The following is a 22,945-nucleotide window of genomic DNA, read 5'->3' on the forward strand; positions in this document are numbered from 1 at the left end:
TGCAATCAAATAAGCCGGGCAAATACGCTTGGCCAATGCGCCGAGCAATTGCGCCGGGTCAGGTCCAGACAGCCTCGGGCGGCAGGCTCATCAGGATCGCATCGATATTGCCGCCGGTCTTGAGCCCGAACAGCGTGCCGCGATCGTAGACCAGATTGAACTCGGCATAGCGGCCGCGCCATTCGAGCTGGGTGAGCTTGTCGGCTTGGGTAAAATCGCTCTCCATCCGGCGGCGGACGAGCCTGGGGAAGATGTCGAGAAAAGCTTCGCCGACATCCTTGGTGAACCCGAAATTGCGCTCGAAAGCGGCGGCGTCGGGGCATTCGAGATGGTCGTAGAAGATTCCCCCGACCCCGCGATGGACACCGCGATGGGGGATGTAGAAATAGTCATCCGCCCATTTGGAAAAGCGCTCGTAATAGGTCGGGTTGTGCGCGGCGCAGGTGGCGCGGAAGCGGGCGTGGAAATCCTCGGTGTCCTGCGCATAGGGGATCGGCGGGTTGAGATCTGCCCCGCCCCCGAACCAGGATTTGCCGGTGACGAGGAACCGCGTGTTCATATGCACCGCGGGCACATGCGGGTTCGCCATATGCGCCACGAGGCTGATCCCGGTGGCGCAGAAGCCCGGATCCTCGGCGGTGGCGCCGTTGATCGTCCCGGCGAATTCGGGCGCGAAATTGCCGCGCACGGTCGAGACGTTGACCCCGACCTTCTCGAAGACCTTGCCCTTCATCAATCCGCGGGTGCCGCCGCCGGGATCGTCATTGCCCTCTTCCTCGCGCTGCCATGGCGCATAATCGAAAGCCGCGTCCGAACCCGCCTCGCGCTCGATGGCCTCGAATTCGGCGCAGATCGCATCTCGCAATTGCTCGAACCACTGGCGGGCCTGCTCGGTCTGGTCGGTCGCATCGGTCGCATCGGTCATGTGCGAAGCCTTGCCATCGTCCCGGCGCTGCGGCAATAGCCTGGCATGGTTCCCCTTTCGTTCGCCGGCCAGGAATGGCTCCTGACCAAGGGCCGTGCGCTCTACTGGCCGCGCGAGCGCGCCTTGCTGGTCGCCGATCTGCATCTCGAAAAGGGCAGCTTCTTCGCGCGCCACGGTCAGATGGTCCCGCCCTACGACAGCCGCGAGACGCTGGAGCGCGTGGCGCTGGCGATTCGCGAGACCGGCGCGCGCCGGGTGATCACGCTGGGGGACAATTTCCACGATTCGGATGGCTCGACCCGGCTCGAACAGCATGCCTGCGGGATGCTCGACGCGCTGACCAGCGCGGTCGACTGGGTCTGGATCACCGGCAACCACGATCCGGACATGGAAGCGCGCTGCGGCGGGACGCTGGCCGAGGAGCTGGAGATCGGCGGCGTGGTGCTGCGCCACCGCGCGAAAACCGGCGAGACCCGCCCGGAACTGTCGGGCCACTTTCATCCACGGCTGCAAGTGACCGTCCATCGCCGCCATATCCGCCGCCCATGCGCGGTGGTGAGCACCAGCGAGGCGCCCGATGGAACCGCATCGGGGCGGATGATCCTGCCCGCCTTCGGGGCCTATACCGGCGGGATGAACGCCGCCGACCCCGCCATCCTCGAAGCGCTCCAGCCCGCCGAGCGGATCGACGCGATGGTCCATGCCAGCGACCGTCTGGCGACCTTCCCCCTGTGGCGCCGGGCTGCGTAACCGCCACATTCAGGGACGAATCTGACGACCGCGCGCGGAATCCCCTTCCCTCGCGCGGGAACAATGCTTATTTGCGCCGCTTGAACTTTGTAACCATTAAGGAGACAGCCCCATAGCCCGTCCACCACGTCGTTCCATGCAGCCGCCGGTCAAGAGCGGTCCGCGATACGACACTTTCATTCAAGTTCCCAAGGTCCGCGTGATTGATCACGAAGGCGAGAACCTTGGCGTGATGTACACCCGCGAAGCGATGGAGCAGGCCAACGAAATCGGCCTCAATCTCGTCGAAGTGAGTCCCAATGCGGACCCGCCGGTGTGCAAGTTCCTCGATGTCGGCAAGCATCGCTACGAGGCGCAGAAAAAGGCCAATCTGGCGCGCAAGACGCAAAAGACCCAGGACATCAAGGAAGTGAAGATGCGTCCCAACATCGACACCCATGATTACGAGGTGAAGATGCGCAACGTCACCAAGTTCATCGAGAACGGCGACAAGGTAAAGATCACCCTGCGCTTCCGTGGCCGCGAGATGGCGCATCAGCAATTGGGCATGGACCTGCTCAACCGCGTGCGCGACGATGTCGAGGAAATCGGCAAGGTCGAAGCCTTCCCGCGCCTCGAAGGCCGCCAGATGCTGATGGTGCTCTCGCCGCGCTGACCTTTCCGGCCGGATGCGACACACTCCGGCCGATTGGCTCCGGCCACCGGTTCTGCGTACCCGCTTTGCACCGCAGAGACCGTTGCTTAAGCGGTTGAATTCCGGCGCCCATGGGGATAATCGCCGGGCAATATTCGGCGTCGGCGGATAGGCGTTCCTGCGGAGGTTAGGAACGGATGCCCCGAGCGCTCTCCTGGCCCCCGCCTCCCTGGGGGCGACTCGACAGGAAGGACTGCCGCAATGAGCGACAGCATCATCGACCCCACCACCCCGCGCAAGGCGCCCAAACCCGAAGTTACCAAGATTCAGGGGCGGCCGCTCAAGCCCTCCACGCTGATGATGGGCCATGGCTACGACCCGGTGCTGTCCGAGGGCAGCCTCAAGCCGCCGATCTTCCTTACCAGCACCTTCGCGTTCGAAAGCGCGGCGGCGGGCAAGCGCCATTTCGAGGGCATCACCGGCAAGCGCCCCGGCGGCGCCGACGGGCTGGTCTATTCGCGCTTCAACGGCCCCAATCAGGAAATCCTCGAGGATCGGCTGGGGATCTGGGACGGCGCGGAGGACGCGCTCAGCTTCTCCAGCGGCATGACCGCCATCACCGTGCTGATGCTCGCCTATGCCAGCCAGAACGACGTCATCGTCCATTCGGGCCCGCTCTATGCGGCAAGCGAAGGCTTCGTCGCCAAGGTGCTGGCCAAGTTCGGGGTGAAATATGTCGATTTCCCCGCCGGCGCGACTCGCGAGGAAATCGACGCCGTGCTCGCCAAGGCCAAGGCTATGGCTGCGGAGAACGGCGGCAAGGTCTGCATGGTCTATCTCGAAAGCCCGGGCAATCCGACCAATGCGCTGGTCGATGTCGAGGCAGTGCGCGATGCGCGCGATGCCGCCCTGGGCCCCGAGTGCCCGATCGCGATCGACAACACCTTCCTCGGCCCGCTGTGGCAGCGCCCGCTCGATCACGGTGCGGATATCGTGGTCTATTCGCTGACCAAATATGTCGGCGGCCATTCCGATCTGGTGGCGGGCTCGATCGCTGGCGCGCGCAAGTGGATGGATCCGGTCCGGTCCTTGCGCAATACGATGGGCGGGATCTGCGATCCCAACACCGCCTGGATGCTGCTGCGCTCGCTCGAAACCGTCGAACTGCGGATGCAGCGCGCCGGCGAGAATGCGGCCAAGGTGTGCGAGTTTCTTTCCCAGCATCCCAAGGTCGAACGGCTCGGCTATCTCGGCATGATCGCCGATGCCCGCCAGCAGGACATCTACGATCGCCACTGCCTCGGTGCTGGCTCGACCTTCTCGGTCTTCATCAAGGGCGGCGAGGCGGAGTGCTTCCGCTTCCTCGACAATCTCACCATCGCCAAGCTGGCGGTGAGCCTGGGCGGGACCGAGACGCTTGCCAGCCATCCGGCTTCGATGACGCATCTCTCGGTGGCCGAAGGGCGCCGCGCGGAACTGGGTATCGGCGACAATCTGGTGCGGATCTCGGTCGGGATCGAGGATGCCGACGATCTGATCGCCGATTTCGAACAGGCGCTCGAGCACGTCTGAACCGACCTGAACCCGTGACCAGAATCGGTTTTCTCGGCTGCGCCGCGACGCTGCCCGCCAGCAATGGCGGCGCGGCGGCGCGGCGCGGCGATGCGTTCGAGCACGATCTCGAAGTGGCCGCGCTGCGGCCGGCCTTCGCTGCCGCCGGGCTGGAACTGGTCGAGATCGACTGGCGCGCCCCCCTTCCCGCTTTCGATGGTCTCGGCCTCATCCTGCTTGGCACCGCCTGGGATTATCAGGACCATCCCGAAGAGTTCATAGCCCGGCTCGATGCGCTCGCGGACCGGGGGATTGCGATCTGCAATCCGCCCGAGGCGGTGCGATGGAATGCCGACAAGCGCTATCTCAAGGAACTTGCAGCCAGCGGAGCGGTGACCGTCCCGACGCTCTGGCGCGACGATGCCACCGCTGCCGACCTCGCTGCGGCCATGGATCAATTCGCCAGCGATCGCGTGGTGATCAAGCGCCGGATCGGCGCGGGCGGGCTCGGCCAGCACAGCTTCGCGCGCAATAACTTGCCCGCCCCCGGTTGGCGCATGGGGCAGCCATGCATGATCCAGCCCTTCCTCCCCGCGATCCGTGAGGAGGGTGAATTCACCTTCGTGTTTATCGACGGCGCGTTCAGCCATGGCGTGTGCAAGACCCCCGCCGCGGGCGACTATCGCATCCAGTCGCTGTTCGGTGGGCGCGAGGCGGCGTTCAGCCCGTCCGCGGGCGATCTCGCCACCGCTCAGGCGGTGGTCGATGCGCTGCCCTTCACCGATCTGCTCTACGCGCGGATCGACATGCTTCGCCTGCCCGACGGGCGGCTGGCGGTGATGGAGGCGGAGTTGATCGAACCCTATCTCTATCCCGAGCAGGGCCCGGCGCTGGGGCAGCGGCTCGCGGCGGCGATCGCCAAACGGCTAGCGAGAGCCTAGCCCCGCCACTCGCGGCGTTCCTCGGCCGCCTTGAGCACTTCATAGGCGACCTGCAGCTTCTGGAATTCGGCGGCAGCCTCGACATCACCCGGTTTGACGTCGGGGTGGACCTTCTTGGCCTTGTCGCGCCAGCCCTTCTTCACCGCGGCGAAATCGGCATCCGCTTCGAGCTCGAGAATTTCGAGAGCGCGCAGTTCGTCGGGGCTGCGCGATCCGTCGCCGCTGCTCGCCCAGCCGTAATGCTGCGCCTCGGCATAGCCCGCGGTCTCGCTCTGCTCGGCCTTGGTCCGGGCGGCTTTCTCTTCCTTGTCGAGGCCTTCGAAATAATCCCATTTGCGATTGTATTCGGCGGCGTGTGTCTGGCAGAAATACCAGCGCTCGGGATTGTTCGGAGCCTTGGGCGCCGGGCAATCGCCAGCTTCCTCGCAGCCGTGGCGGTCGCACAGCCGGATGGTCGCAGCCTCGCGACCGGCCTCGTAGCCGCGCCAGCGGGGAAAGCCCCAGTCGTTCGAACGGCGGGGCTTAGGCATGGCAGGGAAGCGCGCAAAAAGTCATTGGTCGGGCAATCATTGGCGTCAGTCTAGTCGCGGTGGCGGCAGATGCATAGGGCTGCAAAGGGTTGCGATACGAAATGTTGCATTGCAACGAAGCGTTCATCGACGACCGTTATGATCGCTTCACAAGGACGCCGACGAGCAAGGACCCGATGAGCAAGCAACTGACCCTCTCCGCCACGTTTTGCGTCCTGACGATGGCGCTGTTCGCAATCGCGGGTGGCAAATCGCCGCCGAGCGGCATCGATCTGCGCGGGCCGGCGCTTTTTGCCGTATCGGCCAGCACGGCCCCGGTCAGCCTCGGGCAATAAACCCGCAGACCGTCGGAAGAAAGCGCCCCCTCCCCTGAGGGAGAGAGCGCGTTCCGGCTTACAGTCTCAATTCAGTTGATTACGACGCTCGCGGCGCGCCGATTCTGCGCCCAGGCAGTCGGGTTCGAGCCGAGTTCCACAGGGCGTTCCTTGCCGTAGCTGACCGTGCGGATGCGGCTGGCGGGGATTCCCAGCGACACCAGATAGTTCTTGGCTGCATTGGCGCGTCGCTCGCCCAGCGCGAGGTTGTAGTCGCGCGTGCCGCGTTCGTCGGTGTGGCCTTCGATGGTGAAGGTCAGGTTCGAATGCTGGCTGAAATAGCGACCCTGGTTCTGGAGCTTGGCCGAACTCGAGGTGTCGATATTGTAGCGATCGGTGTCGAAATAGACGACCGTATTGGCCGCACCTACCGCGTTGGTGAAGTGCTGTTGCGTACCAAGCGCGCCAGCAGCCGGGCCCGCAGTGGGAGCCGGAGTCGGCGTCGTGGTCTGCTGCGGCGGCGGCGGCAGTTCCTCGGGGGGTTTCTTCTGGCAGGCAGCCACGGCAAGCGTGCTGACTGCAAGGATGGTTGCGGCGAAGCGAGTATTCATAAGTGCCGATCCTTTCAGCAGTTGAGTAAATTCGTCGGCGACCCCTTAATCCAATGATCTCAGGGCAGAATCGGTCCCCACGCGGGGTCCGACGCGTCCACCGGAGTCGGCAGGCGACGCTCGTTCTCGCCGGTCAGATCGACCTGCCACAGGCCGGTGGCACCCGAATTTCGCTCGGTGCGGAAGAATTGCACGATGCGGCCGTTGGGTGCCCAGGTCGGGGCTTCGTCCTGCCAGCTGTTGGTGAGATGGCGGATGTTGCGACCGTTCGTATTCATTACCGCGATCCGGAAATCGCCGGTGATATGGGTGAAGGCGATCTGGTCGCCGCGCGGGCTCCATTCAGGAGTCGCGGCGCGGCCGCCGAAGAACGACAGCCGCTGCTGGTCCGAGCCGTTGGCGTCCATCACATAGATCTGTTGGCTCCCCGAGCGGTCGCTCTCGAACACGATCTTGCTGCCATCGGGCGAATAGGAGCCGCCGATATCGATCCCGGGCGCATCGGTCAGTCGCTGGCTCTGCCCGCCCTGCGCGCTGACGCGGTAGATGTCGGTGTTGCCGTTGACCGCCATGGAATAGAGGATCGAACGCCCGTCGGGGCTCCAGCGCGGGGCGAAGGTCGGGTTCTCGCTCTGCGTCACCAGCGTTTGCTGCCCGCTGCCGATGTCGTAGACATAGATCCGCGGATTGCCGTCGACATAGCTGAGATAGACCAGCTGGCGGTAGTCGGGCGAATAGCGCGGGGTCAGCGCGGTCGAGCGCCCGGTGGTGATGAAGCGATGGTTCGCGCCATCGCTGTCCATGATCGCCAGCCGCTTGGTGCGATTATCCTTGGGACCGGTCTCGGCGATATAGGCAATCCGGCTGTCGAAGAACGGGCTCTCCCCGGTCAGCCGCGAATAGATGAGGTCGGAGCATTTGTGCGCAGCCCGGCGCCAGTCGGCGGGCGGCACCACCCAGCCCTCGCGCACCAGCTCGCTTTGCAGCGCCATGTCGTAGAGGTAGCAGCCGACGGTCAGCCGCCCGTCGCTGCGTCCGCGGACATAGCCGTGGACCAGCATTTCGGCGCCACGATTGGACCATGTCGCCCAGCTCGGCGAGGTGATCTGCGCGAACTCGGGGCGCGGCAGGGCATCGGGTCCGGTCGGCTCGAACAGCCCGTTGTTGCGCAGGTTCGCGGTGACCACGCGCGCCAGCTCGATCCCAAGCGCGGCGGTACCCGACTGGTTGGCGGGAGTCGGGACGTTGCGATCGGTGGCGAAGGCCGGGATCGCGATGCCTAGGTCGTCGAGATTGCCCTCGAAGCTGACCGAGCCCGACAGGCCTTCGCTCTCTTCGACAATCTCGATCGCGCCGCCTTCGGGTGGCGCTTCTCCCAGATCCTCGTTCTGCGCCGCGAGCGGCGCGGCGATAAAGATCATGGCGAAGGCGAAAAGCTGTTTCATTGCGCTAGGTTCCAATCGAAGCTGAAAGGATTTACGAGCTTCCAGGCCTCGTAATACTCCTCCGGCAAGTTGAACGGAGCAGCCAGTTGCACCGCACGGATGGCCTGTTCCGCATGGCGCCCGGCCTGGGCACGGTTGGTATCGTTGACCCCGGTCTGGCGGACCATCGCAGGTCGCCCGTCGAGCGAACCGTCCGGTTTTAACCGAAACCGCAGATAGGTGGTGATCTTTTCGACATCGGGACCGTTGGGCGGTTGCCAATGCGGCTTGATCTCGCGGGCGATCGCCTGAACCAGCGACGCCTTGGCGCTCGCGCCGATCTGCGATGCGGGGACGCGGGTCTCGCTGGTGCTTGCGCTGCTGCCCGCACCCTCGAGGAAATTATCGCCGAGCCGCGACCCGCCCGAGGGCTGCGCGGGTCTGGCAGGCTGCGCCGGGCGAGCAGCTTCGCGCGCAGGTGTTCGCGCGGGGGCAGCAGCGGCAGAGGGTTGGGCACGCGGTCGCTCGCGCCGTTGAGCGCGGGCAGGCGTAGGAGCCGGCGCAGGGCGAGACCGGGCAACCGGACGCGTGGCTGGCGCAGGTGTCTGAACGCGTTCGACCGGGCGCGCGACAGGCTCCGACGGCAGCGGCGGGCTGTCGAGCGCGGGTGCGGGTGCCGGCGTATCGGACAGCGTCGGTGCTTCGGCGGCTCGGCTTTCCGCAACCGGTTCTGGCGCAGTCGCTGCCATCCCGACATCGGTCGCCAGATTGACCGTCATCCGCTCGGCCGGTTCGAACACAGGTTCGGTCTTGGGCTGCACCAGCAGCACGATGACCAGCAGCACATGCAGAGCGAAGGCCACCAACAGGCCGATCCGCTCCTCGCGCCGGAAGGTGCTTGCTTGCATCATCGTCTGGCTATGGCTCGACCGATGAACTCTGGGTGACCAGCGAGATACGGTTGAGCCCGGCGCGGTTGAGTTCGCCCATCACCGCCATCACCCGCCCGTAGTCGAGCCCGCGATCGGCGCGCAGCGTGATATCGGGTCCCTCGCCGCTTCGTGGCAGCGCTTCGAGTGCCTGCGCGAAACCGCCGACCTCGACCGGCGTATCGTCGATGAAGACATTGCCCGCCTCGTCGACGCTGATCGTCACGCCCTGCGGCTCGCTGTCGAGCGCGTTGGCACGGCTCTCGGGCAGATCGACCGGCACCCCGGCGGTCAGCATCGGCGCTGTGACCATGAAGATGATCAGCAGCACCAGCATCACGTCAACGAAGGGCGTGACGTTGATTTCCGACATCGGGGTGCGGCGCGAACCGCGCTTGCGCCCGCCTCGGCGCGAACCCAGCGACATCGCCATGCTAGCGGCTTTCCAGCTGGCGGCTGAAGCTGGCGTGCAGCCGGTCGGCGAAGCGCTGCAGCCTGCTCTCGTAGCGATCCACCGCATGGCTGTAGCGGTTGTAGGCGATCACCGCGGGAATGGCGGCGAACAGCCCGATCGCGGTCGCAAACAGCGCTTCGGAAATGCCCGGCGCAACCACTGCCAGCGAGGAGGAGCCCGAGGCGCCGATCTGGAAGAAGCTGTTCATGATCCCCCAGACGGTGCCGAAGAGGCCCACGAAAGGCGCCACCGAACCAACGGTGGCCAGGAAGTTGAGCCGTTCGGCCAGCAGGTCGGCCTCGCCCGCAACCTGGCTGTCCATTGTGCCCGCCAGCCGCTGGCGCAGACCGTCGCGATCCTTGACCCCGTCCTTGGTCGAGCGGCGCCATTCGGTGACCCCGGCGTTTGCCACGCGTGCGGGGGGCAGGTCCTTGCGACCGCGCTCGGACATGAAGCGGTCGAAGCTGTCCGCCTGCCAGAATTCCTCGTCGTAAACCCGGGTCTGGCGGTTCAGCTTGCCCATCCGCATCGCGAAGGAGACGATGATCATCCAGGTCCAGATGCTGGCGATCAGCAGCCCCGCCATCACCGCCTTGACGACGATATCGGCCTGGAGAAACAGTTCGAGCGGGTCGAGCCCGGTTGACGCAACGGGCGCGGCGGCGGCGAGAATGGTTAGCGAGCTCATGCGGTGTCCTGTGGTTCCATGAAACGGGTAAAGGCCTCGCGCCAGGCGGCGGGCTGGCGCGTCGGGCGTCCGTCGGGGGCGACGAAGCCGATTCGCAGCTCCGCCTCGGCAAGCAGTTCGTCGCCGCGAAACGCGCGCTGGTGCATCCGGCAGCTGGCGGCGCGCATCTGGGTGCAGCGGGTCTCGATCAGCACGTCGTCGTCGAGCTTCGCCGGGCGAAGATATTTGAGCATGACCTCGGAGACCGCATAGGCGCCCTCGCCCGCCTCGATCGCGGCGCGCTGGTCGATCTCGAGCCGGCGCAGCAGGTCCGAACGCGCGCGTTCGAACCAGCGCAGGTAATTGGCGTGATAGGTGATCCCCGACAGATCGGTGTCCTCGTAATAGACACGCACCGCGTAGAGGTGCCGGTCGCCATCGAGCGTACCGTCCGGAAGGTTGGGTCGGTTCATAGTCCCGCGCGCTCTAGCGCAGGGAGGATTCGCCTAGCAATCGCAAACGACCAAGCGGGCAAGGCGCCCGACGAAAGCCGGCCACCTCAATCGCGCGAATTGCGCGCGATCATCGGCCCGAGCGGCTGGCCGCCAAAGATATGGACATGCAGATGCGCGACTTCCTGCCCGCCATGCGCGCCGACATTTGCCATCAACCGATAGCCCGGCGCGACCAGCCCCTTGTCGCGCGCGACCTTGCCAACCGCGCGGACGAAACCGGCGATTTCCTCGGCCCCGGCGCGCTGCGAGAAATCGTCCCAGCTGACGTATTTGGCCTTGGGTATCACCAGCGTGTGGATCTCGGCCTGCGGGTTGATGTCCTCGAAGGCATAGGCCCATTCGTCCTCATAGACCCTGGTCGAGGGGATATCGCCGGCCAGGATTTTGGCGAAGATATTGGCATCGTCGTAGGGTTGGGTGGCATCGATCGGCATCAATCGCTCCTGCTTGCTTTTTCATCCAGTCCCGACAGGCCTTCGCGGCGGTCGAGCTCGGCCAGGACCTGCGCCAGCGCGATGTCCTTCTCGCCCAGCAGCACCAACAGGTGGAACAGCAGATCCGCCGCTTCGCCGACCACTTCCTCGCCACTGCCCGCAAGCGCGGCAACAACGGTCTCGACCGCTTCCTCGCCCAGCTTGCGCGCGATGACGGGCAGGCCGCGCGCCTGCAATTGCGCGACATAGCTGGCGGCAGGGTCGGTACCGCGGCGTTGCGCGATGGTGGTTTCGAGGCGGGTCAGCGTGTCCATGGCGCGGGTCATGGAAGGCTCGGCGGCGCGGGTCAATCCTGCCCGCGGTGACCCAGCGTGAGGATTCGCCCCAGCACGATCCCGCCGATCGAGATGCCGATCAGCAGCAGGCTGCTCGGCTCGCTCAGTGCCTCGGCAGTCTTCTGCACCCCGGGAAGGGTCGACAATTGGGATACGATCGCGATGGCCTGGCTCGACATGGCGCAGCCATTGGCGCGCAGCGCGGCGGCGGGGGCTTATTCTTGCAAAGCGTCCCGCTTTGATACCTTCTTGTGGCTATTCAGCCGCGGCGTTTATCCGCGCGCAGGCAGTCCGGCAGCGCGCAAGGCGTCGTGCGCTTCTGCAATCGTGTGTTCGCCGAAGTGGAAGATCGACGCCGCCAGCACCGCGCTGGCATGGCCCTGCCTCACGCCCTCGACCAGATGATCGAGTGTGCCGACCCCGCCGCTGGCGATTACCGGCACGCGGACCGCATCGGCGATGGTGCGGGTCAGTTCCAGATCGTAGCCGCGCTTGGTGCCATCGCCATCCATCGAAGTGACCAGCAATTCGCCAGCCCCAAGCTCGGCAAGCCGGACCGCGTGTTCGAGCGCGTCGATCCCGGTGGCTTTACGCCCGCCATGGGTGAAGATTTCCCAGTGGCCCGCATCGGTCCGGCGGGCATCGACCGAGCCGACCACGCATTGATTGCCGAAGCGCGCCGCGATTTCGCCCACCAGCTCGGGCCGCTCGACCGCGGCGGAATTGACCGCAACCTTGTCCGCGCCGGCCAGCAGCAGGGCGCGCGCATCCGCGACGCTGCGCACCCCGCCCCCCACGGTCAGCGGCATGAAGCAAACCGCGGCGGTCCGCTGAACGATGTCGATCAGCGTGCCGCGGCCCTCGTGGGTGGCGGAGATATCGAGAAAGCACAGCTCGTCGGCACCCGCAGCGTCGTAGGCTTGCGCCTGCTCGACCGGATCGCCGGCATCCCTGAGATCGACGAAATTGACCCCTTTGACCACGCGGCCATCTGCGACGTCGAGACAAGGGATGACGCGGATGCGGACGGTCATGCCATTTGCCTCACGCCCGCTCGGCCATCTGGATGGCCGCTGCCAGGTCGAGCCGCCCCTCGTAGAGCGCCCGCCCGGTGATCACGCCCTCGATCCCGTCAGCGGCATGCAGCGCCAGCATGCGGATGTCGTCCAGCCCCTTGACCCCGCCGCTGGCAATCACCGGAATGTCGACGCTGCGCGCCAGCTCGACGGTCGCGTCGATGTTGCAGCCCTTGAGCATCCCGTCGCGCCCGATATCGGTGAACAGCAGCGATGCAACGCCCGCATCCTCGAACCGCCGGGCGAGATCGCGCACCGGAACATCGGACACTTCGGCCCAGCCTTCGGTCGCGACCATGCCGTCCCTGGCATCGACCGCGACGACGATGCCGTTCTCCCATTCCTTCGCCATCGCCTTGACGAAATCGGGATCCTTGAGCGCCGCCGAGCCCATCACCACCCGCGCCACGCCGAGATTGAACCAGCCCTCGACCGCCCTGGCATCGCGGATACCGCCGCCCAGCTGGACGTGACCGGGAAATGCCTCGACGATTCCCTCGACCGCCTCGCGATTTTCGGCGCGGCCCGCGAAGCTGCCATCGAGATCGACCACATGGAGATATTCCGCCCCCGCCCCGGCGAACAGCAGCGCCTGCGCGGCGGGATCGTCGCCGTAAACGGTGGCGCGCGCCATATCGCCCTCGGCCAGCCGCACGACGTCGCCGCCCTTGAGATCGATTGCGGGAAAGACGATCAAATCACGGTCTCCATTCGAGAAAGCGTTCGAGCAGCGCGAGGCCGTAGCCCTGGCTCTTTTCGGGGTGGAACTGGACCCCGAGCACGGTGTCGCGTCCGACTGCGGCGACCAGCCCGCCGCCATGATCGGTCATCGCCACCACATCGGCGCCGCTGTCGGCGTGAAAATGGAACGAGTGGAGAAAATAGGCCTCGCCCGGCTCGACCAGATCGTGGCCGCGGGCATGGGGTGTCATGGCAACATCGTTCCAGCCCATATGCGGGATCTTGATCGTGTCGTCGCTTAGCTCGATCGGGCGGATTTCCCCGGAAATCCAGTCCAGCCCCTCGGTCACGCCATGTTCGAGCCCGCGGCTTGCAAGCAATTGCATGCCGACGCAAATTCCCAGAAACGGCGCTGCGCCGACCTGCACCCGCTCGGTCATCGCCTCGATCGCACCATCGATGGCGCGCAGGCCCTCGGCGCAGGATTTGAAGGAGCCGACGCCGGGCAAGACGATCCGGTCGGCGGCGCGCAGCACATCGGGATCGGCGGTCACCCGGACCTGTGCGCCCACGGATTTGAGCGCGTTTTCAACCGAATGCAGATTGCCCGCGCCGTAGTCGACCAGCGCAACGACCTCAGCCACCCAGCTGCCCCTTGGTGCTTGGAACCGCACCGCCTTTTCGCGGATCGATCTCGACCGCCTGGCGCATGGCGCGCGCGAAACCCTTGTACAGCGCCTCGCAGATATGGTGGTTGTTCTGACCGTAGAGCAGCTCGCAATGCAGCGTGATCCCGGCAGCTTGCGCCACCGAATGGAACCAGTGCTCGATCAGTTCGGTGTCCCATTCGCCCAGCTTTTCCTGAGTGAAACCGGCTTTCCATACCAGAAAGGGGCGCCCCGAAATATCCAGCGCAACGCGCGCCAGCGTCTCGTCCATCGGCGAATAGGCGGTGCCGTAGCGGGCGATCCCGCCCTTGTCGCCCAGCGCCTGCGCCAGCGCCTGGCCCAGCGCGATCGCGCTGTCCTCGGTGGTGTGATGCTGGTCGACATGGAGATCGCCTGCGACCTTCATCGTCACATCGATCAACGAATGGCGCGAGAACTGTTCGACCATGTGATCGAGGAAGCCGATGCCGGTCTCCACCGCATAATGTCCCGTGCCATCGAGATCGACCGCGACATGAATGGCGGTTTCCGTGGTGTTGCGTTCGATAGTGCCTGTGCGCATGGGCGCGAGCGCTAGAACCCTTGGCGGCGCGGCGCAAGACGCGAGGGCAGTCTGGCGCGTCATGCGGTAAAACAGTGGCGCAAGGCGCTTGACCCGCGGGCGGTGCCACTCCACCTAGCACCCCATGAGCGACGATACACCCGACAGCCTGATCCCCTACGACGCCATTGTGCAGGAGGCCCTGCGCGCAGTGGTGGGCCGCGTGCTGGGCGAAATCGTCAGCTCGGGCAGCGAACTGCCCGGTGCGCATCATTTCTACATCACCTTCAAGACCCACGCGCCGGGTGTTTCCGTCCCCGCATCGCTGCGCGAGCGCTTTCCCGACGAGATGACCATCGTCCTGCAGAACAAGTTCTGGGATTTGCGGGTCGAGGAAGAGCTCTTCAGCGTCGGCCTGTCCTTCAACCAGATTCCGGCCGAACTCGTGGTGCCCTATGCCGCGATCACGCAATTCGTCGATCCGGCGGTGGATTTCGGCCTGCAGTTCCAGGCCACCGTCGCCGACATGGCGCCGACCCCCACCGACGATCCCGGAAATGACGAGCTGGAACGCGAGGCCGATGGAATCGTTAAAGAAAGCGACGACGGTTCGAATGTCGTCACGGTCGATTTCGGCCGCAAGAAATAATTGCGCAGCCTTGTTGCTGCGCCGCAAGCGGGCAGACACTCATGGCGAAACCAAACCACCTTACCGATACCGTCTCCGATCGGATCGACGACGCCGCGGACGCAATTTCGGGTGAGCGCGACACAGTGCCCGGCCCGAGCACTAACCCGTCGACCAATTTGATCATCAACGACATCCTGCTCCGCAGCGTCGGTCGGCTTTCCCGGCTGACCGTGGAGAAGGCGGTGCTGGGCCGCAAATACGGCAGCCAGTTCGCCAAGGACGCGGTGGAGAACCGCTCGCTGCTGCAAACCATGGCTGCCTATGGCGTGACCAAGGTGGCAACCCGTTCCATTCCCGGTGCCGCGATTGTCAGCACCGGGCTGGTGCTCAAGGTCCTATTCGACCGCAGCCAGTCGCGGCGCAAATCCCGCCGTGCCGGTGAGAGAACGCTGCGCAAGCAGGCCAATCCCGACTGATCAGCGCACTTCGACGCATCACGGGGCTTGATTTGCCCCTTCTCCATGGGCCAACAGCCCCCATGGCCCCATCTCCCCCTTCGAACGGCTCCCAGTCCGAGACCGACGTCGACACCGAGTCCGACGCGCTGCACCGTCGCGGCTTGATGTATATCCTGTCTTCGCCCTCAGGGGCGGGCAAGACCACCATCTCGCGGATGCTGCTCAGTGCCGACGAGGAAATCAAACTGTCGGTCTCCTGCACCACCCGGCCGCCGCGACCGGGTGAGATCGAGGGAGTCCACTATCACTTCGTTTCGGACAGCGAATTCGATGCGATGATCGAGGAAGACGATTTCTACGAATGGGCTCATGTCTTCGGGTTTCGCTATGGCACGCCCAAAGGCCGGATCCGCTCCGCGCTCAAGGACGGGCAGGACTTCCTTTTCGACATCGACTGGCAGGGCACTCAGCAGCTTTACCAGAAGGACCAGCAGGATGTGGTGCGGGTTTTCATCCTGCCGCCGAGCCTGGACGAATTGCAACGCCGCCTGATGGGCCGCGGGACCGACTCCTCGGAGGTGATCGCCAGCCGGATGGAACGCGCTCGCGCGGAAATCAGCCATTGGGACGGCTATGATTATGTCGTCATCAACGACGATGTCGGAGGCTGCTTTGCCAAGGTGCAGCAGATTCTCGCCGCAGAGCGCATGAAGCGCCAGCGCCAGACCGGACTGATCCCCTTCGTCCGCGAACTGATGCTGTGATCCCCGGTGCCCAGGGCACCCATCTGACCGAAACTTTCGAAGCAATTTCAGAGTATTTACCGACCATTAGCCATCTCTGCTATAACGTCTGTTCGACCAGGAGATTAGTGCGTGAAAAAAGGGTGCGAGGGGTGCAGGTCGCAAATGCACGAATTCGACATTTCGATGGCTTTCCAGCCGATCGTCGATGTCGAGACCGGCAAGCCGTTCGCCTACGAAGCGCTCGTTCGGGGCGGTGATGGCGAAGGCGCGATCGAGGTTCTGGCGGGTGTTTCGGAGGAAAGCCGTTACGCCTTCGACCAGAAGTGCCGGGTCGCGGCGATCGAAGGCGCGGTGGCGGCGGGTATCCTGGATACCGGTGCCTGCCTGTCGATCAATTTCCTGCCCAACGCCGTCTATTCACCGCTCGCCTGTATCCAGCTCACGCTCAAGACGGCGCAGGCGACGGGCTTTCCCACCGAGCGGCTGATCTTCGAATTCACCGAAAACGAGCCGATGATCGACAGCGATCATGTCCGCGGCATCATCGAGGCCTATCAGCAACTTGGCTTTGGCACCGCGATCGACGATTTCGGTGCGGGTTATGCCGGGCTCGGCCTGCTGGCCAAGTTCCAGACCGATTACCTAAAGCTCGATATGGCGCTGATCCGCGATCTCGACCGCTCCATGCCGCAGCGCATGGTCGTCGAAGGCGTGGTGCGGATGGCGCGTTCGCTGGGCATCGGCGTGATCGCCGAAGGCATCGAGACGGTCGCGGAATTCGAGGCGCTGCGAAAGATGGGGGTGCGCTACATCCAGGGTTATCTGCTCGCCCGACCCGAATTCGAGAGCCTGCCCTCGATCCATTTGCCGAGCGAGCGGATAATAGTCGATACCGCCGAGGTCAGCGACCTCCGGCAGGATCGGCAAAGTGCGTCGGGAGGTGGGCGTTGACGATCCCGCCGTCCACCGCGAGCGTTTCGCCCACGGTATAATCCCCCGCGCGGCTCGCCAGATAGACGGCGCTGCCGCCCATATCCATCGCATCGCCGACGCGCCGGTTGGGAATGCCCTTGGCGCTTTCATCTCCCATGTCGCGCGCGACTTTGTTCATATCCGAGGGGAAAGCGCCCGGCGCGATCGCGGTGACATAGACATGGTCCTGAACCAGCCGCGCAGCCATCCGGCGCGTGAGATGGATCAGCGCAGCCTTCGACGCCTGGTAGGAATAGGTTTCCCACGGATTGATCCGCAGCCCGTCGATACTGGCGATGTTGATGACCTTGGCCGGGCGTTGCTGGCTGGCCGCGGCGGTCAGCAGCTTGTGGAGCTTCTGGGTCAGGAAGAACGGCGTCTTGACGTTGAGGTCCATGACCTTGTCCCAGCCCTGCTCGGGGAAATCGAGATAGTCGTTCCCCCAGGCGGCGCCAGCATTGTTGACCAGAATGTCGAGCTTGCTCTCGCGACCGGAGATTTCCGCCACCAGTTCGTCGATCCCTGCCATGGTCGAGATATCGCCCTGGATCGGGACGACCTTGTCGCCCAGTTCTTCGGCGGTCTCGTTCAGCTCACCGCCCTTGCGTGCGGTGATATAGACCCGGTCGATCCCGGCGGCGAGGAAGCCTTCGACGATCATTCTGCCGATGCCGCGGCTGCCGCCGGTGACGAGCGCGGTGCGCCCTTCGAGGCTGAAAAGGTCGTTGAGGTTCATTCTGTCGTCTCCCGTAGTGGCAGCGGATTTGGTCCGCCTGCCCGGTGAATTTCCAGCCGCCGCAGGCCGATGCCCGCGGCGGCGCGGCGGATCAGTAGCCGCTCATCTCGGCGACGCGGCCCGCGTGGTAATACTGGTCGCCCAGGAATTCCTGCAACGCGCGGTCGCGCTTCATGTAGAGTCCGATGTCGTATTCGTCGGTCATCCCGATGCCGCCGTGCATCTGCACGCCCTCGCGCACCGCGAGACCCGCCGCCTTGGCGACCTTGGCCTTGGCGACCGAAGCCATCAGATCGGCCTGCTCGCTGCCGCCGTCGAGCATCTGGGCCGCCTTGATCACGACCGCACGCGCGATCTCGACCTCGGAATAGAGATGGCTGGCACGGTGCTGGAGCGCCTGGAATTCGCCGATGAGCTTCCCGAACTGCTTGCGCTGCTTGAGGTAGTCGATGGTCATGTCCATCGCCCCGCGCGCCACGCCGGCACCTTCCGCAGCCGCGCCGATGCGGCCGGCGGTAAGCATGGCATTCAGCACGGCGCGCCCGCCGTCGACCTCGCCGATGACCGCATCGCCATCGAGCTCGACACCGTCGAACTTGGTGTGCGTCGCCATCGAGCTGTCCACCAGCCGGACTGCGTCGTGGCTCATCCCGCTGGCATCCTTGGGAACCGCGAACAGGGTGATGCCGTCTTCGTCGCTGTCGCTACCCGAGGTGCGTGCGGCGACGATCATCATGTCGGCGCTGGCACCATGGATGACGAAATCCTTCTGCCCCGAAATCCGGAAGCCATTGCCGGATTTCTCGGCCTTGGTGCGGATGGTTTCGGGCCGGTGCTTGGCGCCTTCGTCGATGGCGACGGCATAGACCTTCTCGCCTTCGACCATGCCTGGCAGCCAGCGGCCCTTCGCGTCGTCGCTGGCATGCTTGAGCGCGGTCGCGGCCAGCACCGAACTGGTGAGGAACGGCGACGGGGTCAGGTTGCGGCCGATTTCCTCGAGCACGATGCCCGCCTCGACCTGGCCCATCCCGAGCCCGCCGTGATCCTCGCCGACCAGGATGCCGGTGAAGCCCATCTCGGCGAACTGCTTCCACAATTCATGGCCGAAGCCATCCTTGCATTCCTTGTCGCGCCAGTGGCGCAGCTGTTTTTGCGGGTTGCCCTGCTCGGCCATGAATTGGCTGGCGCTTTCGGCCAGCATGGCCTGATCTTCGTCGTGATAAAGTGGCATGGGTCAGGTAGTCCTCAAAACGGTGGCAGGGGCGTCGACGAATGTCTCGCCCAGCCATGTCGAAAGTTGCATCGGCTCGAAGCCTTCGTCGAAAATCAGCGTGGCCTTGCCGAAACTGCCGCCGAACAGGGTCAGTGTCACCAGCGTGTCGGCGTCGATCGAGAAGGCCGATATCGCGTCGCGGCGGAACACCTTGACGACAAAACGCTTGCTGATGATCCCGGCCCGTTCGGCCACGATCACCCGCGCGGAGGTGAACAGCGCGGAGCCATTCTCCCCGCTGGTGGCCAGCTCCGCAGTCTCGCCAGCGACCAGCAGGCCGAACAGCGTGGAGTTCTCCTCCGCATCCGCAATCACACTGCCGACCGTCGCGCCGGTAATGAAATCATGCGGCATGCTGGCGAGCGCGGCGGCACTCGTGGCAGTGGTTACGGCCGCACTCATGCTCCGGGCAGATCGAGGATCCGTTTGGAGATGACATTGAGCATCACCTCGCTGGTGCCGCCCTCGATCGAATTGGCCTTGGTCCGCAGCCAGTTGCGAGCCGGCTTGCCGCCGCTCGTATCCTCGCTCTCCCATTCCAGAGCGCGCGAACCGCCCGCCGACATCATCAGCTCATGCCGACGCTTGTTCAGCTCCGTACCGACGTATTTCATCATGTTGGGCTGAGCGGGATGACCCTTGCCGGCCTTCATCTCGTCGAGGAATTTCTCGCCCATTGCGGCATAGGCCAGCGCGTCGACATCGAACATCGCCAGCTCGGCGCGCAGCACCGGGTCGATCTCGCCGACATTGCGCTTCACCGCCGCGCCGATGGCGCTGGTGCGATCGCCGCCGCCCGCACCCGAGATCATTTCACGCTCGTGGCCGAGCAGATATTTCGCCACATCCCAGCCGCGGTTGATTTCGCCGACATAGGCCGGGACGTCCTCGCCATAGCTCTTGGGCACCTTCACATCGTCCATGAAGGTTTCGCAGAACGGGCTGTTGCCGCTGATCAGCTTGATCGGCTTGGTGCTGACGCCCTCGCCCGCCATGTCGAACAGCATGAAGGTGATGCCCTGGTATTTGTTTTCCTTGTCGGTGCGGACGAGGCAGAAGATCCAGTCGGCTTCGTCGGCGTAGGAGGTCCAGACCTTCTGGCCGTTGACCACCCAATGGTCGCCCTTGTCCTCGCCGAAGGTCTGCATCGAGACGAGGTCGGAGCCCGAACCGGGTTCCGAATAGCCCTGGCACCAGCGGATTTCGCCATTGGCGATCTCGGTCAGGAAGCGCTGCTTCTGGCCCTCTGTACCGAAATGCAGCAGCGCCGGGCCGAGCATCCAGATGCCGAAGCTCGAGAGCGGCGGGCGCGCATCGATCCGCGCCATTTCCTGGCGCAGGACCTTGCCCTCGGCCCCGGACAGTCCGGCGCCGCCATATTCCTTGGGCCATTCGGGAACGGTGTAGCCCTTGTCGCGGCAGGTTTCGAACCATTGCTTCTGCGCGTCGCTCTTGAAGCTGGCGTTGCGCCCGCCCCAATAGACATCGCCTTCGTCACGCACGGGCTCGCGCATTTCAGCCGGGCAATTCGCCTCCAGCCACTCGCGAACTTCGCTGCGGAATCCTTCCAGATCGGACATAGGTCTCTCCTCTCAGTGCCTCGTCTCTTGACGTTAAGGTTAAGTCGATTCGGCCCCGCGCCGCAAGAGCAATCACGGTGAAGCTCCATGCCGTAGCGTCAGGCGGTTTGCGTTGACCCGCAGGCCTGCAGCCTTAAGTTGCGCAGCCAGAGAGAGTGGGAGAAAATAGTGCGATTCTCGGGAAAAACCGTGGTCGTGACCGGCGCCGCAGCGGGCATCGGGGCGCAAAGCGCCCGGCTGTTCGCCCGCGAGGGCGCCATCGTCATAGCCAGCGATATCGATACCGAAGGCGGCGAGAGGCTGGTGCGCGAAAGCGAGGGCGATATCCGCTTTCGCCAGTGCGACGTCCGCGACGTCGAGGCGATCCGTTCGCTGATGGATTTCGCCGCGAGCGAGACCGGCGGGATCGATACTCTGCTCAACAACGCCGGTGCCGGCGGGGCGCGCGCGCCGATCGACGAGATCGAGCCTGCGGACTGGGATTCCACCATGGATCTGCTGCTGCGCTCGGTTGCGATGGGGATCCGCTACGCGGTCCCGCACATGATCGGGCGGCCCTCGACGCGGACCGGCGGCGCCAGCATCGTCAACGTCTCCAGCGTCGCCGCGGTCGGTCCGGGCTATTCGCCCACCGCCTATGCGGTTGCCAAGGCCGGGGTGCTGCATGTCACCAAGCTCGCAGCCGCGGATCTCGCGCGCCATTCGATCCGGGTCAACGCGGTCCAGCCGGGCTTCATCAACACCGATATCTTCACCTCCTCGCTCGACATCTCAGGCGAGGCCAAGGAAATCGCCAAGGGTGTGCTGGCGCAGATGTCGAGCAACGCCCAGCCGGTGAAGCGCGGCGGCCAGCCCGCCGATATTGCTGAAGCGATGGCCTATCTCGCAAGCGAGGCCGCAGGTTTCGTCAACGGCACCTCGCTGCTTGTGGATGGCGGGATCACCATCGGCCCGCGCGACAGCTGGGACGAGGATGCACCCAAGATGTTCGACGCGTTGCTGGCCATGGCCGAGGCAGCCGAGAAACAGGTGAGCGACGCCAAACCATGAGTTTCGTTACCGGCCCGCTCCCGCAGCGGCTCAAGATCATCCACGGCTTCGGCGCCGTTGCCTTCGGCGTGAAGGACAGCGGGTTCAGCTTCTTCCTGCTGATCTTCTATAATCAGGTGCTCGGAATGGATGCCGGGATGGTCAGCCTCGCGCTGGCCGCGGCGCTGATCGTCGATGCCTTCGTCGATCCGATACTCGGCAATCTGTCGGACCGGACCTACACACGCTGGGGCCGACGCCTGCCCTGGCTCTACGCCGCAGCCCTCCCGCTAGCGCTGGCCTGGGCGGTGCTGTGGAACCCGACGATCGACGGTACGCCAAGCTTCTGGGAGCTGCTCGGGATCTGCGTGGTCGTCCGCGTGCTGCTCTCCGCCTGCGAAGTGCCCTCGGTCAGCCTGCTGCCCGAAATCACCCATGATTACGACGAACGCACCACCCTGTTCCGCTATCGCTATCTGTTCGGCTGGATGGGCGGACTGGTGATGATGCTGCTGGCCTATACCGTGTTCATGCCGGGCTCCGAGGGGCTGCTGCAGGCCGGCGGGTACAGCTATTTCGGCATATTCGGGGCGTTGCTGATCTTCGTTTCGGTGGTCGGCTCGGCGATCGGGCAGCACAGGCTGGTCGCGCATCTGCCCGCGCACAAGCCGCCGCCCTTCACCATCCGCGGCGCCTTTTCGGAAATCGCCGATGCCTTTCGCGAGAAGGCCTTCCTGATCTTCGCGCTGGGCGGGCTGGCCGCCTACATCAGCCAGGGCATGACCTTCTCGATCACCAATTACCTCAACCTCTTCGTCTGGCAGATGTCGAGCGTCGAACTGGTCGGCTATCCGGTGGTGCTGTTCCTGTCGGTGGTGATGATGTTCTTCGTCGTCGGGCCGATGCACCGCCGCTGGGGCAAGGCCAGGACCGCGGCGATCGGCGCGATCGCCAGCGTTGCTCTGCTGGCGACGCCGTTCCTGCTCTTCCTGGCCGGCATGTGGCCGGAAGTGGGTGCACCGCCCGCGCCGGGCGAGACCGGAGCGCTCGCGACGGTACAGCTTTCCACCCTACTGTATTTTGGTTTTTTGCTGTTCGCCAACATGTTCGGCATCGTGATGATGATCTCGGCCTCGTCGATGATTGCCGAGATCGTCGAGGCTTTCCAGGAGCGCAGCGGCAGGCGCGCCGAAGGTTCGTTCTATTCGGGCAATTGGTTCATCCAGAAATGCGCCACCGGGGCCGGCATCTTTGTGACCGGCCAGATCATCGGCCTGTCGCAATTGCCTACCAATTCCGCGCCAGGCACTGTTGAACAACCCGTTATTGCGAGCATGATCCTGCTTTATCTGGGCGTATCGATCGCGCTGGCGCTGTTCGCGGCCTTCTGGCTCGCGCGCTTCCCGATCGGCCGTGAGGACCACGAGGCGCGGCTCGCCGCGCTCGACCAAGCGGCGCGGGCGGATATCGATGCCGGAGTGACCCCGCCCTGACGCAAGACCCGGAATTTGCTTGGCGCAGCGTGCCCGCTCTGCCAGTT

At 64.7% G+C, this 22,945-nt stretch carries 30 protein-coding genes; 11 read left to right on the plus strand and 19 right to left on the minus strand.

Going from position 1 to position 22,945, the window contains the following annotated elements; translation table 11 throughout:
* Positions 1-58: 58 nt before the first annotated feature.
* Positions 59-925: an oxygen-dependent coproporphyrinogen oxidase gene (hemF, locus tag A9995_RS13715; protein ID WP_067613980.1), complete on the minus strand. Its 867-nt coding sequence runs from the start codon at positions 923-925 to the stop codon at positions 59-61.
* 45 nt (positions 926-970) lie between these two features.
* Between hemF and pdeM the strand changes: the two genes are divergently transcribed.
* The 4 genes from pdeM to A9995_RS13735 all read left to right on the plus strand — a co-directional run bounded on the left by pdeM (position 971) and on the right by A9995_RS13735 (position 4,801).
* Positions 971-1,675 carry a ligase-associated DNA damage response endonuclease PdeM gene (gene pdeM, locus A9995_RS13720; protein WP_067613982.1) on the plus strand — a complete coding sequence of 235 codons (705 nt, stop codon included), beginning with the start codon at positions 971-973 and terminating at the stop codon, positions 1,673-1,675.
* 136 nt (positions 1,676-1,811) lie between these two features.
* Complete coding sequence (gene infC, locus A9995_RS13725) at positions 1,812-2,330, plus strand: translation initiation factor IF-3 (RefSeq protein ID WP_067613984.1); 519 nt, start codon at positions 1,812-1,814, stop codon at positions 2,328-2,330.
* A gap of 240 nt (positions 2,331-2,570) precedes the next feature.
* Complete coding sequence (locus tag A9995_RS13730; protein WP_067613986.1) at positions 2,571-3,881, plus strand: cystathionine gamma-synthase family protein; 1,311 nt, start codon at positions 2,571-2,573, stop codon at positions 3,879-3,881.
* Between the two features lie 14 nt (positions 3,882-3,895).
* Positions 3,896-4,801 (plus strand): RimK family alpha-L-glutamate ligase, encoded by a 906-nt coding sequence (locus A9995_RS13735; protein ID WP_067613988.1) that lies wholly within the window; start codon positions 3,896-3,898, stop codon positions 4,799-4,801.
* Here the strand turns inward: A9995_RS13735 and A9995_RS13740 are convergent.
* Positions 4,798-5,331 carry a J domain-containing protein gene (locus tag A9995_RS13740; RefSeq protein WP_067613990.1) on the minus strand — a complete coding sequence of 178 codons (534 nt, stop codon included), beginning with the start codon at positions 5,329-5,331 and terminating at the stop codon, positions 4,798-4,800. The genes A9995_RS13735 and A9995_RS13740 overlap by 4 nt on opposite strands.
* A 176-nt stretch (positions 5,332-5,507) precedes the next feature.
* Here A9995_RS13740 and A9995_RS13745 point away from each other — a divergent pair, with 176 nt between their 5' ends.
* A complete protein-coding gene (locus A9995_RS13745; RefSeq protein ID WP_168157403.1) occupies positions 5,508-5,666 on the plus strand; it encodes a hypothetical protein in 159 nt (52 codons plus the stop codon).
* Between the two features lie 71 nt (positions 5,667-5,737).
* Here A9995_RS13745 and pal read toward each other — a convergent pair whose 3' ends face one another.
* The 13 genes from pal to hisB all read right to left on the minus strand — a co-directional run bounded on the left by pal (position 5,738) and on the right by hisB (position 14,001).
* Complete coding sequence (gene pal, locus A9995_RS13750; RefSeq protein WP_067613993.1) at positions 5,738-6,256, minus strand: peptidoglycan-associated lipoprotein Pal; 519 nt, start codon at positions 6,254-6,256, stop codon at positions 5,738-5,740.
* Positions 6,257-6,315: 59 nt separating this feature from the next.
* Complete coding sequence (gene tolB / locus A9995_RS13755; RefSeq protein WP_067613995.1) at positions 6,316-7,701, minus strand: Tol-Pal system beta propeller repeat protein TolB; 1,386 nt, start codon at positions 7,699-7,701, stop codon at positions 6,316-6,318.
* Positions 7,698-8,591 (minus strand): energy transducer TonB, encoded by an 894-nt coding sequence (locus tag A9995_RS13760; RefSeq protein ID WP_233998220.1) that lies wholly within the window; start codon positions 8,589-8,591, stop codon positions 7,698-7,700. The genes tolB and A9995_RS13760 overlap by 4 nt, the downstream gene beginning before the upstream one ends.
* A 7-nt stretch (positions 8,592-8,598) precedes the next feature.
* A complete protein-coding gene (locus A9995_RS13765; protein ID WP_067613997.1) occupies positions 8,599-9,042 on the minus strand; it encodes a biopolymer transporter ExbD in 444 nt (147 codons plus the stop codon).
* A gap of 1 nt (position 9,043) precedes the next feature.
* Entirely contained in the window at positions 9,044-9,751 is a 708-nt protein-coding gene (gene tolQ / locus A9995_RS13770; RefSeq protein WP_067613999.1) for a protein TolQ, read from the minus strand.
* Positions 9,748-10,203 carry a YbgC/FadM family acyl-CoA thioesterase gene (locus tag A9995_RS13775; RefSeq protein WP_067614001.1) on the minus strand — a complete coding sequence of 152 codons (456 nt, stop codon included), beginning with the start codon at positions 10,201-10,203 and terminating at the stop codon, positions 9,748-9,750. Before A9995_RS13775 ends, tolQ begins: the two co-directional genes overlap by 4 nt.
* An 86-nt stretch (positions 10,204-10,289) precedes the next feature.
* Positions 10,290-10,679 (minus strand): histidine triad nucleotide-binding protein, encoded by a 390-nt coding sequence (locus A9995_RS13780; protein ID WP_067614003.1) that lies wholly within the window; start codon positions 10,677-10,679, stop codon positions 10,290-10,292.
* Positions 10,679-10,993, minus strand: coding sequence for a phosphoribosyl-ATP diphosphatase (locus A9995_RS13785; RefSeq protein ID WP_067614005.1), 315 nt, complete (start codon positions 10,991-10,993; stop codon positions 10,679-10,681). Before A9995_RS13785 ends, A9995_RS13780 begins: the two co-directional genes overlap by 1 nt.
* Positions 10,994-11,025: 32 nt before the next feature.
* Positions 11,026-11,193 (minus strand): hypothetical protein, encoded by a 168-nt coding sequence (locus tag A9995_RS17105; protein ID WP_168157404.1) that lies wholly within the window; start codon positions 11,191-11,193, stop codon positions 11,026-11,028.
* Between the two features lie 93 nt (positions 11,194-11,286).
* Positions 11,287-12,048 (minus strand): imidazole glycerol phosphate synthase subunit HisF, encoded by a 762-nt coding sequence (gene hisF, locus A9995_RS13790; RefSeq protein ID WP_067614007.1) that lies wholly within the window; start codon positions 12,046-12,048, stop codon positions 11,287-11,289.
* Positions 12,049-12,058: 10 nt separating this feature from the next.
* On the minus strand, positions 12,059-12,787 hold the full coding sequence (hisA, locus tag A9995_RS13795) for a 1-(5-phosphoribosyl)-5-[(5-phosphoribosylamino)methylideneamino]imidazole-4-carboxamide isomerase (protein WP_067614009.1): 729 nt from the start codon (positions 12,785-12,787) through the stop codon (positions 12,059-12,061).
* Between the two features lies 1 nt (position 12,788).
* Complete coding sequence (hisH, locus tag A9995_RS13800) at positions 12,789-13,415, minus strand: imidazole glycerol phosphate synthase subunit HisH (RefSeq protein ID WP_067614011.1); 627 nt, start codon at positions 13,413-13,415, stop codon at positions 12,789-12,791.
* Positions 13,408-14,001 (minus strand): imidazoleglycerol-phosphate dehydratase HisB, encoded by a 594-nt coding sequence (gene hisB / locus A9995_RS13805; protein WP_067614013.1) that lies wholly within the window; start codon positions 13,999-14,001, stop codon positions 13,408-13,410. The genes hisH and hisB overlap by 8 nt, the downstream gene beginning before the upstream one ends.
* Positions 14,002-14,125: 124 nt before the next feature.
* Here hisB and A9995_RS13810 point away from each other — a divergent pair, with 124 nt between their 5' ends.
* The 4 genes from A9995_RS13810 to A9995_RS13825 all read left to right on the plus strand — a co-directional run bounded on the left by A9995_RS13810 (position 14,126) and on the right by A9995_RS13825 (position 16,766).
* Positions 14,126-14,629, plus strand: a complete 504-nt coding sequence (locus A9995_RS13810; RefSeq protein ID WP_067614015.1) for an SspB family protein — start codon at positions 14,126-14,128, stop codon at positions 14,627-14,629.
* Positions 14,630-14,670: 41 nt separating this feature from the next.
* Positions 14,671-15,087 (plus strand): hypothetical protein, encoded by a 417-nt coding sequence (locus A9995_RS13815; RefSeq protein WP_067614017.1) that lies wholly within the window; start codon positions 14,671-14,673, stop codon positions 15,085-15,087.
* A 62-nt stretch (positions 15,088-15,149) separates the two neighbouring features.
* Entirely contained in the window at positions 15,150-15,833 is a 684-nt protein-coding gene (gene gmk, locus A9995_RS13820; RefSeq protein ID WP_067614019.1) for a guanylate kinase, read from the plus strand.
* 144 nt (positions 15,834-15,977) lie between these two features.
* On the plus strand, positions 15,978-16,766 hold the full coding sequence (locus A9995_RS13825) for an EAL domain-containing protein (RefSeq protein WP_255360159.1): 789 nt from the start codon (positions 15,978-15,980) through the stop codon (positions 16,764-16,766).
* Here A9995_RS13825 and A9995_RS13830 read toward each other — a convergent pair.
* From A9995_RS13830 to A9995_RS13845, 4 genes are all read right to left on the minus strand, one after another.
* A complete protein-coding gene (locus tag A9995_RS13830; protein WP_067614021.1) occupies positions 16,717-17,523 on the minus strand; it encodes an SDR family oxidoreductase in 807 nt (268 codons plus the stop codon). The genes A9995_RS13825 and A9995_RS13830 overlap by 50 nt on opposite strands.
* Before the next feature lie 91 nt (positions 17,524-17,614).
* Complete coding sequence (locus tag A9995_RS13835) at positions 17,615-18,754, minus strand: acyl-CoA dehydrogenase family protein (protein WP_067614023.1); 1,140 nt, start codon at positions 18,752-18,754, stop codon at positions 17,615-17,617.
* A 3-nt stretch (positions 18,755-18,757) separates the two neighbouring features.
* Complete coding sequence (locus A9995_RS13840) at positions 18,758-19,198, minus strand: hypothetical protein (protein WP_067614026.1); 441 nt, start codon at positions 19,196-19,198, stop codon at positions 18,758-18,760.
* A complete protein-coding gene (locus A9995_RS13845) occupies positions 19,195-20,376 on the minus strand; it encodes an acyl-CoA dehydrogenase family protein (RefSeq protein ID WP_067614028.1) in 1,182 nt (393 codons plus the stop codon). The genes A9995_RS13840 and A9995_RS13845 overlap by 4 nt, the downstream gene beginning before the upstream one ends.
* Positions 20,377-20,544: 168 nt before the next feature.
* Between A9995_RS13845 and A9995_RS13850 the strand changes: the two genes are divergently transcribed.
* Together A9995_RS13850 and A9995_RS13855 are read left to right on the plus strand one after the other, a co-directional pair.
* Positions 20,545-21,426 (plus strand): SDR family NAD(P)-dependent oxidoreductase, encoded by an 882-nt coding sequence (locus A9995_RS13850; protein WP_067614033.1) that lies wholly within the window; start codon positions 20,545-20,547, stop codon positions 21,424-21,426.
* Entirely contained in the window at positions 21,423-22,898 is a 1,476-nt protein-coding gene (locus A9995_RS13855; protein WP_067614035.1) for an MFS transporter, read from the plus strand. The genes A9995_RS13850 and A9995_RS13855 overlap by 4 nt, the downstream gene beginning before the upstream one ends.
* Positions 22,899-22,945 lie beyond the last annotated feature (47 nt).

Origin of the sequence: Erythrobacter sp. QSSC1-22B (genome assembly GCF_001678665.1) — a bacterium.
GTDB lineage: Bacteria > Pseudomonadota > Alphaproteobacteria > Sphingomonadales > Sphingomonadaceae > Qipengyuania.

Excerpts from the sequence above, each read along its gene's own strand:
- hemF (WP_067613980.1), bottom strand. The coding sequence starts at position 925 with ATGACCGATGCGACCGATGCGACCGACCAGACCGAGCAGGCCCGCCAG.
- pdeM (WP_067613982.1), top strand. The coding sequence starts at position 971 with ATGGTTCCCCTTTCGTTCGCCGGCCAGGAATGGCTCCTGACCAAGGGC.
- infC (WP_067613984.1), top strand. The coding sequence starts at position 1,812 with ATGCAGCCGCCGGTCAAGAGCGGTCCGCGATACGACACTTTCATTCAA.
- A9995_RS13730 (WP_067613986.1), top strand. The coding sequence starts at position 2,571 with ATGAGCGACAGCATCATCGACCCCACCACCCCGCGCAAGGCGCCCAAA.
- A9995_RS13740 (WP_067613990.1), bottom strand. The coding sequence starts at position 5,331 with ATGCCTAAGCCCCGCCGTTCGAACGACTGGGGCTTTCCCCGCTGGCGC.
- A9995_RS13745 (WP_168157403.1), top strand. The coding sequence starts at position 5,508 with ATGAGCAAGCAACTGACCCTCTCCGCCACGTTTTGCGTCCTGACGATG.
- pal (WP_067613993.1), bottom strand. The coding sequence starts at position 6,256 with ATGAATACTCGCTTCGCCGCAACCATCCTTGCAGTCAGCACGCTTGCC.
- tolB (WP_067613995.1), bottom strand. The coding sequence starts at position 7,701 with ATGAAACAGCTTTTCGCCTTCGCCATGATCTTTATCGCCGCGCCGCTC.
- A9995_RS13760 (WP_233998220.1), bottom strand. The coding sequence starts at position 8,591 with ATGATGCAAGCAAGCACCTTCCGGCGCGAGGAGCGGATCGGCCTGTTG.
- A9995_RS13765 (WP_067613997.1), bottom strand. The coding sequence starts at position 9,042 with ATGGCGATGTCGCTGGGTTCGCGCCGAGGCGGGCGCAAGCGCGGTTCG.
- tolQ (WP_067613999.1), bottom strand. The coding sequence starts at position 9,751 with ATGAGCTCGCTAACCATTCTCGCCGCCGCCGCGCCCGTTGCGTCAACC.
- A9995_RS13775 (WP_067614001.1), bottom strand. The coding sequence starts at position 10,203 with ATGAACCGACCCAACCTTCCGGACGGTACGCTCGATGGCGACCGGCAC.
- A9995_RS13780 (WP_067614003.1), bottom strand. The coding sequence starts at position 10,679 with ATGCCGATCGATGCCACCCAACCCTACGACGATGCCAATATCTTCGCC.
- A9995_RS13785 (WP_067614005.1), bottom strand. The coding sequence starts at position 10,993 with ATGGACACGCTGACCCGCCTCGAAACCACCATCGCGCAACGCCGCGGT.
- A9995_RS17105 (WP_168157404.1), bottom strand. The coding sequence starts at position 11,193 with ATGTCGAGCCAGGCCATCGCGATCGTATCCCAATTGTCGACCCTTCCC.
- hisF (WP_067614007.1), bottom strand. The coding sequence starts at position 12,048 with ATGACCGTCCGCATCCGCGTCATCCCTTGTCTCGACGTCGCAGATGGC.
- hisB (WP_067614013.1), bottom strand. The coding sequence starts at position 14,001 with ATGCGCACAGGCACTATCGAACGCAACACCACGGAAACCGCCATTCAT.
- A9995_RS13810 (WP_067614015.1), top strand. The coding sequence starts at position 14,126 with ATGAGCGACGATACACCCGACAGCCTGATCCCCTACGACGCCATTGTG.
- A9995_RS13815 (WP_067614017.1), top strand. The coding sequence starts at position 14,671 with ATGGCGAAACCAAACCACCTTACCGATACCGTCTCCGATCGGATCGAC.
- gmk (WP_067614019.1), top strand. The coding sequence starts at position 15,150 with ATGGCCCCATCTCCCCCTTCGAACGGCTCCCAGTCCGAGACCGACGTC.
- A9995_RS13825 (WP_255360159.1), top strand. The coding sequence starts at position 15,978 with ATGCACGAATTCGACATTTCGATGGCTTTCCAGCCGATCGTCGATGTC.
- A9995_RS13830 (WP_067614021.1), bottom strand. The coding sequence starts at position 17,523 with ATGAACCTCAACGACCTTTTCAGCCTCGAAGGGCGCACCGCGCTCGTC.
- A9995_RS13835 (WP_067614023.1), bottom strand. The coding sequence starts at position 18,754 with ATGCCACTTTATCACGACGAAGATCAGGCCATGCTGGCCGAAAGCGCC.
- A9995_RS13840 (WP_067614026.1), bottom strand. The coding sequence starts at position 19,198 with ATGAGTGCGGCCGTAACCACTGCCACGAGTGCCGCCGCGCTCGCCAGC.
- A9995_RS13845 (WP_067614028.1), bottom strand. The coding sequence starts at position 20,376 with ATGTCCGATCTGGAAGGATTCCGCAGCGAAGTTCGCGAGTGGCTGGAG.
- A9995_RS13855 (WP_067614035.1), top strand. The coding sequence starts at position 21,423 with ATGAGTTTCGTTACCGGCCCGCTCCCGCAGCGGCTCAAGATCATCCAC.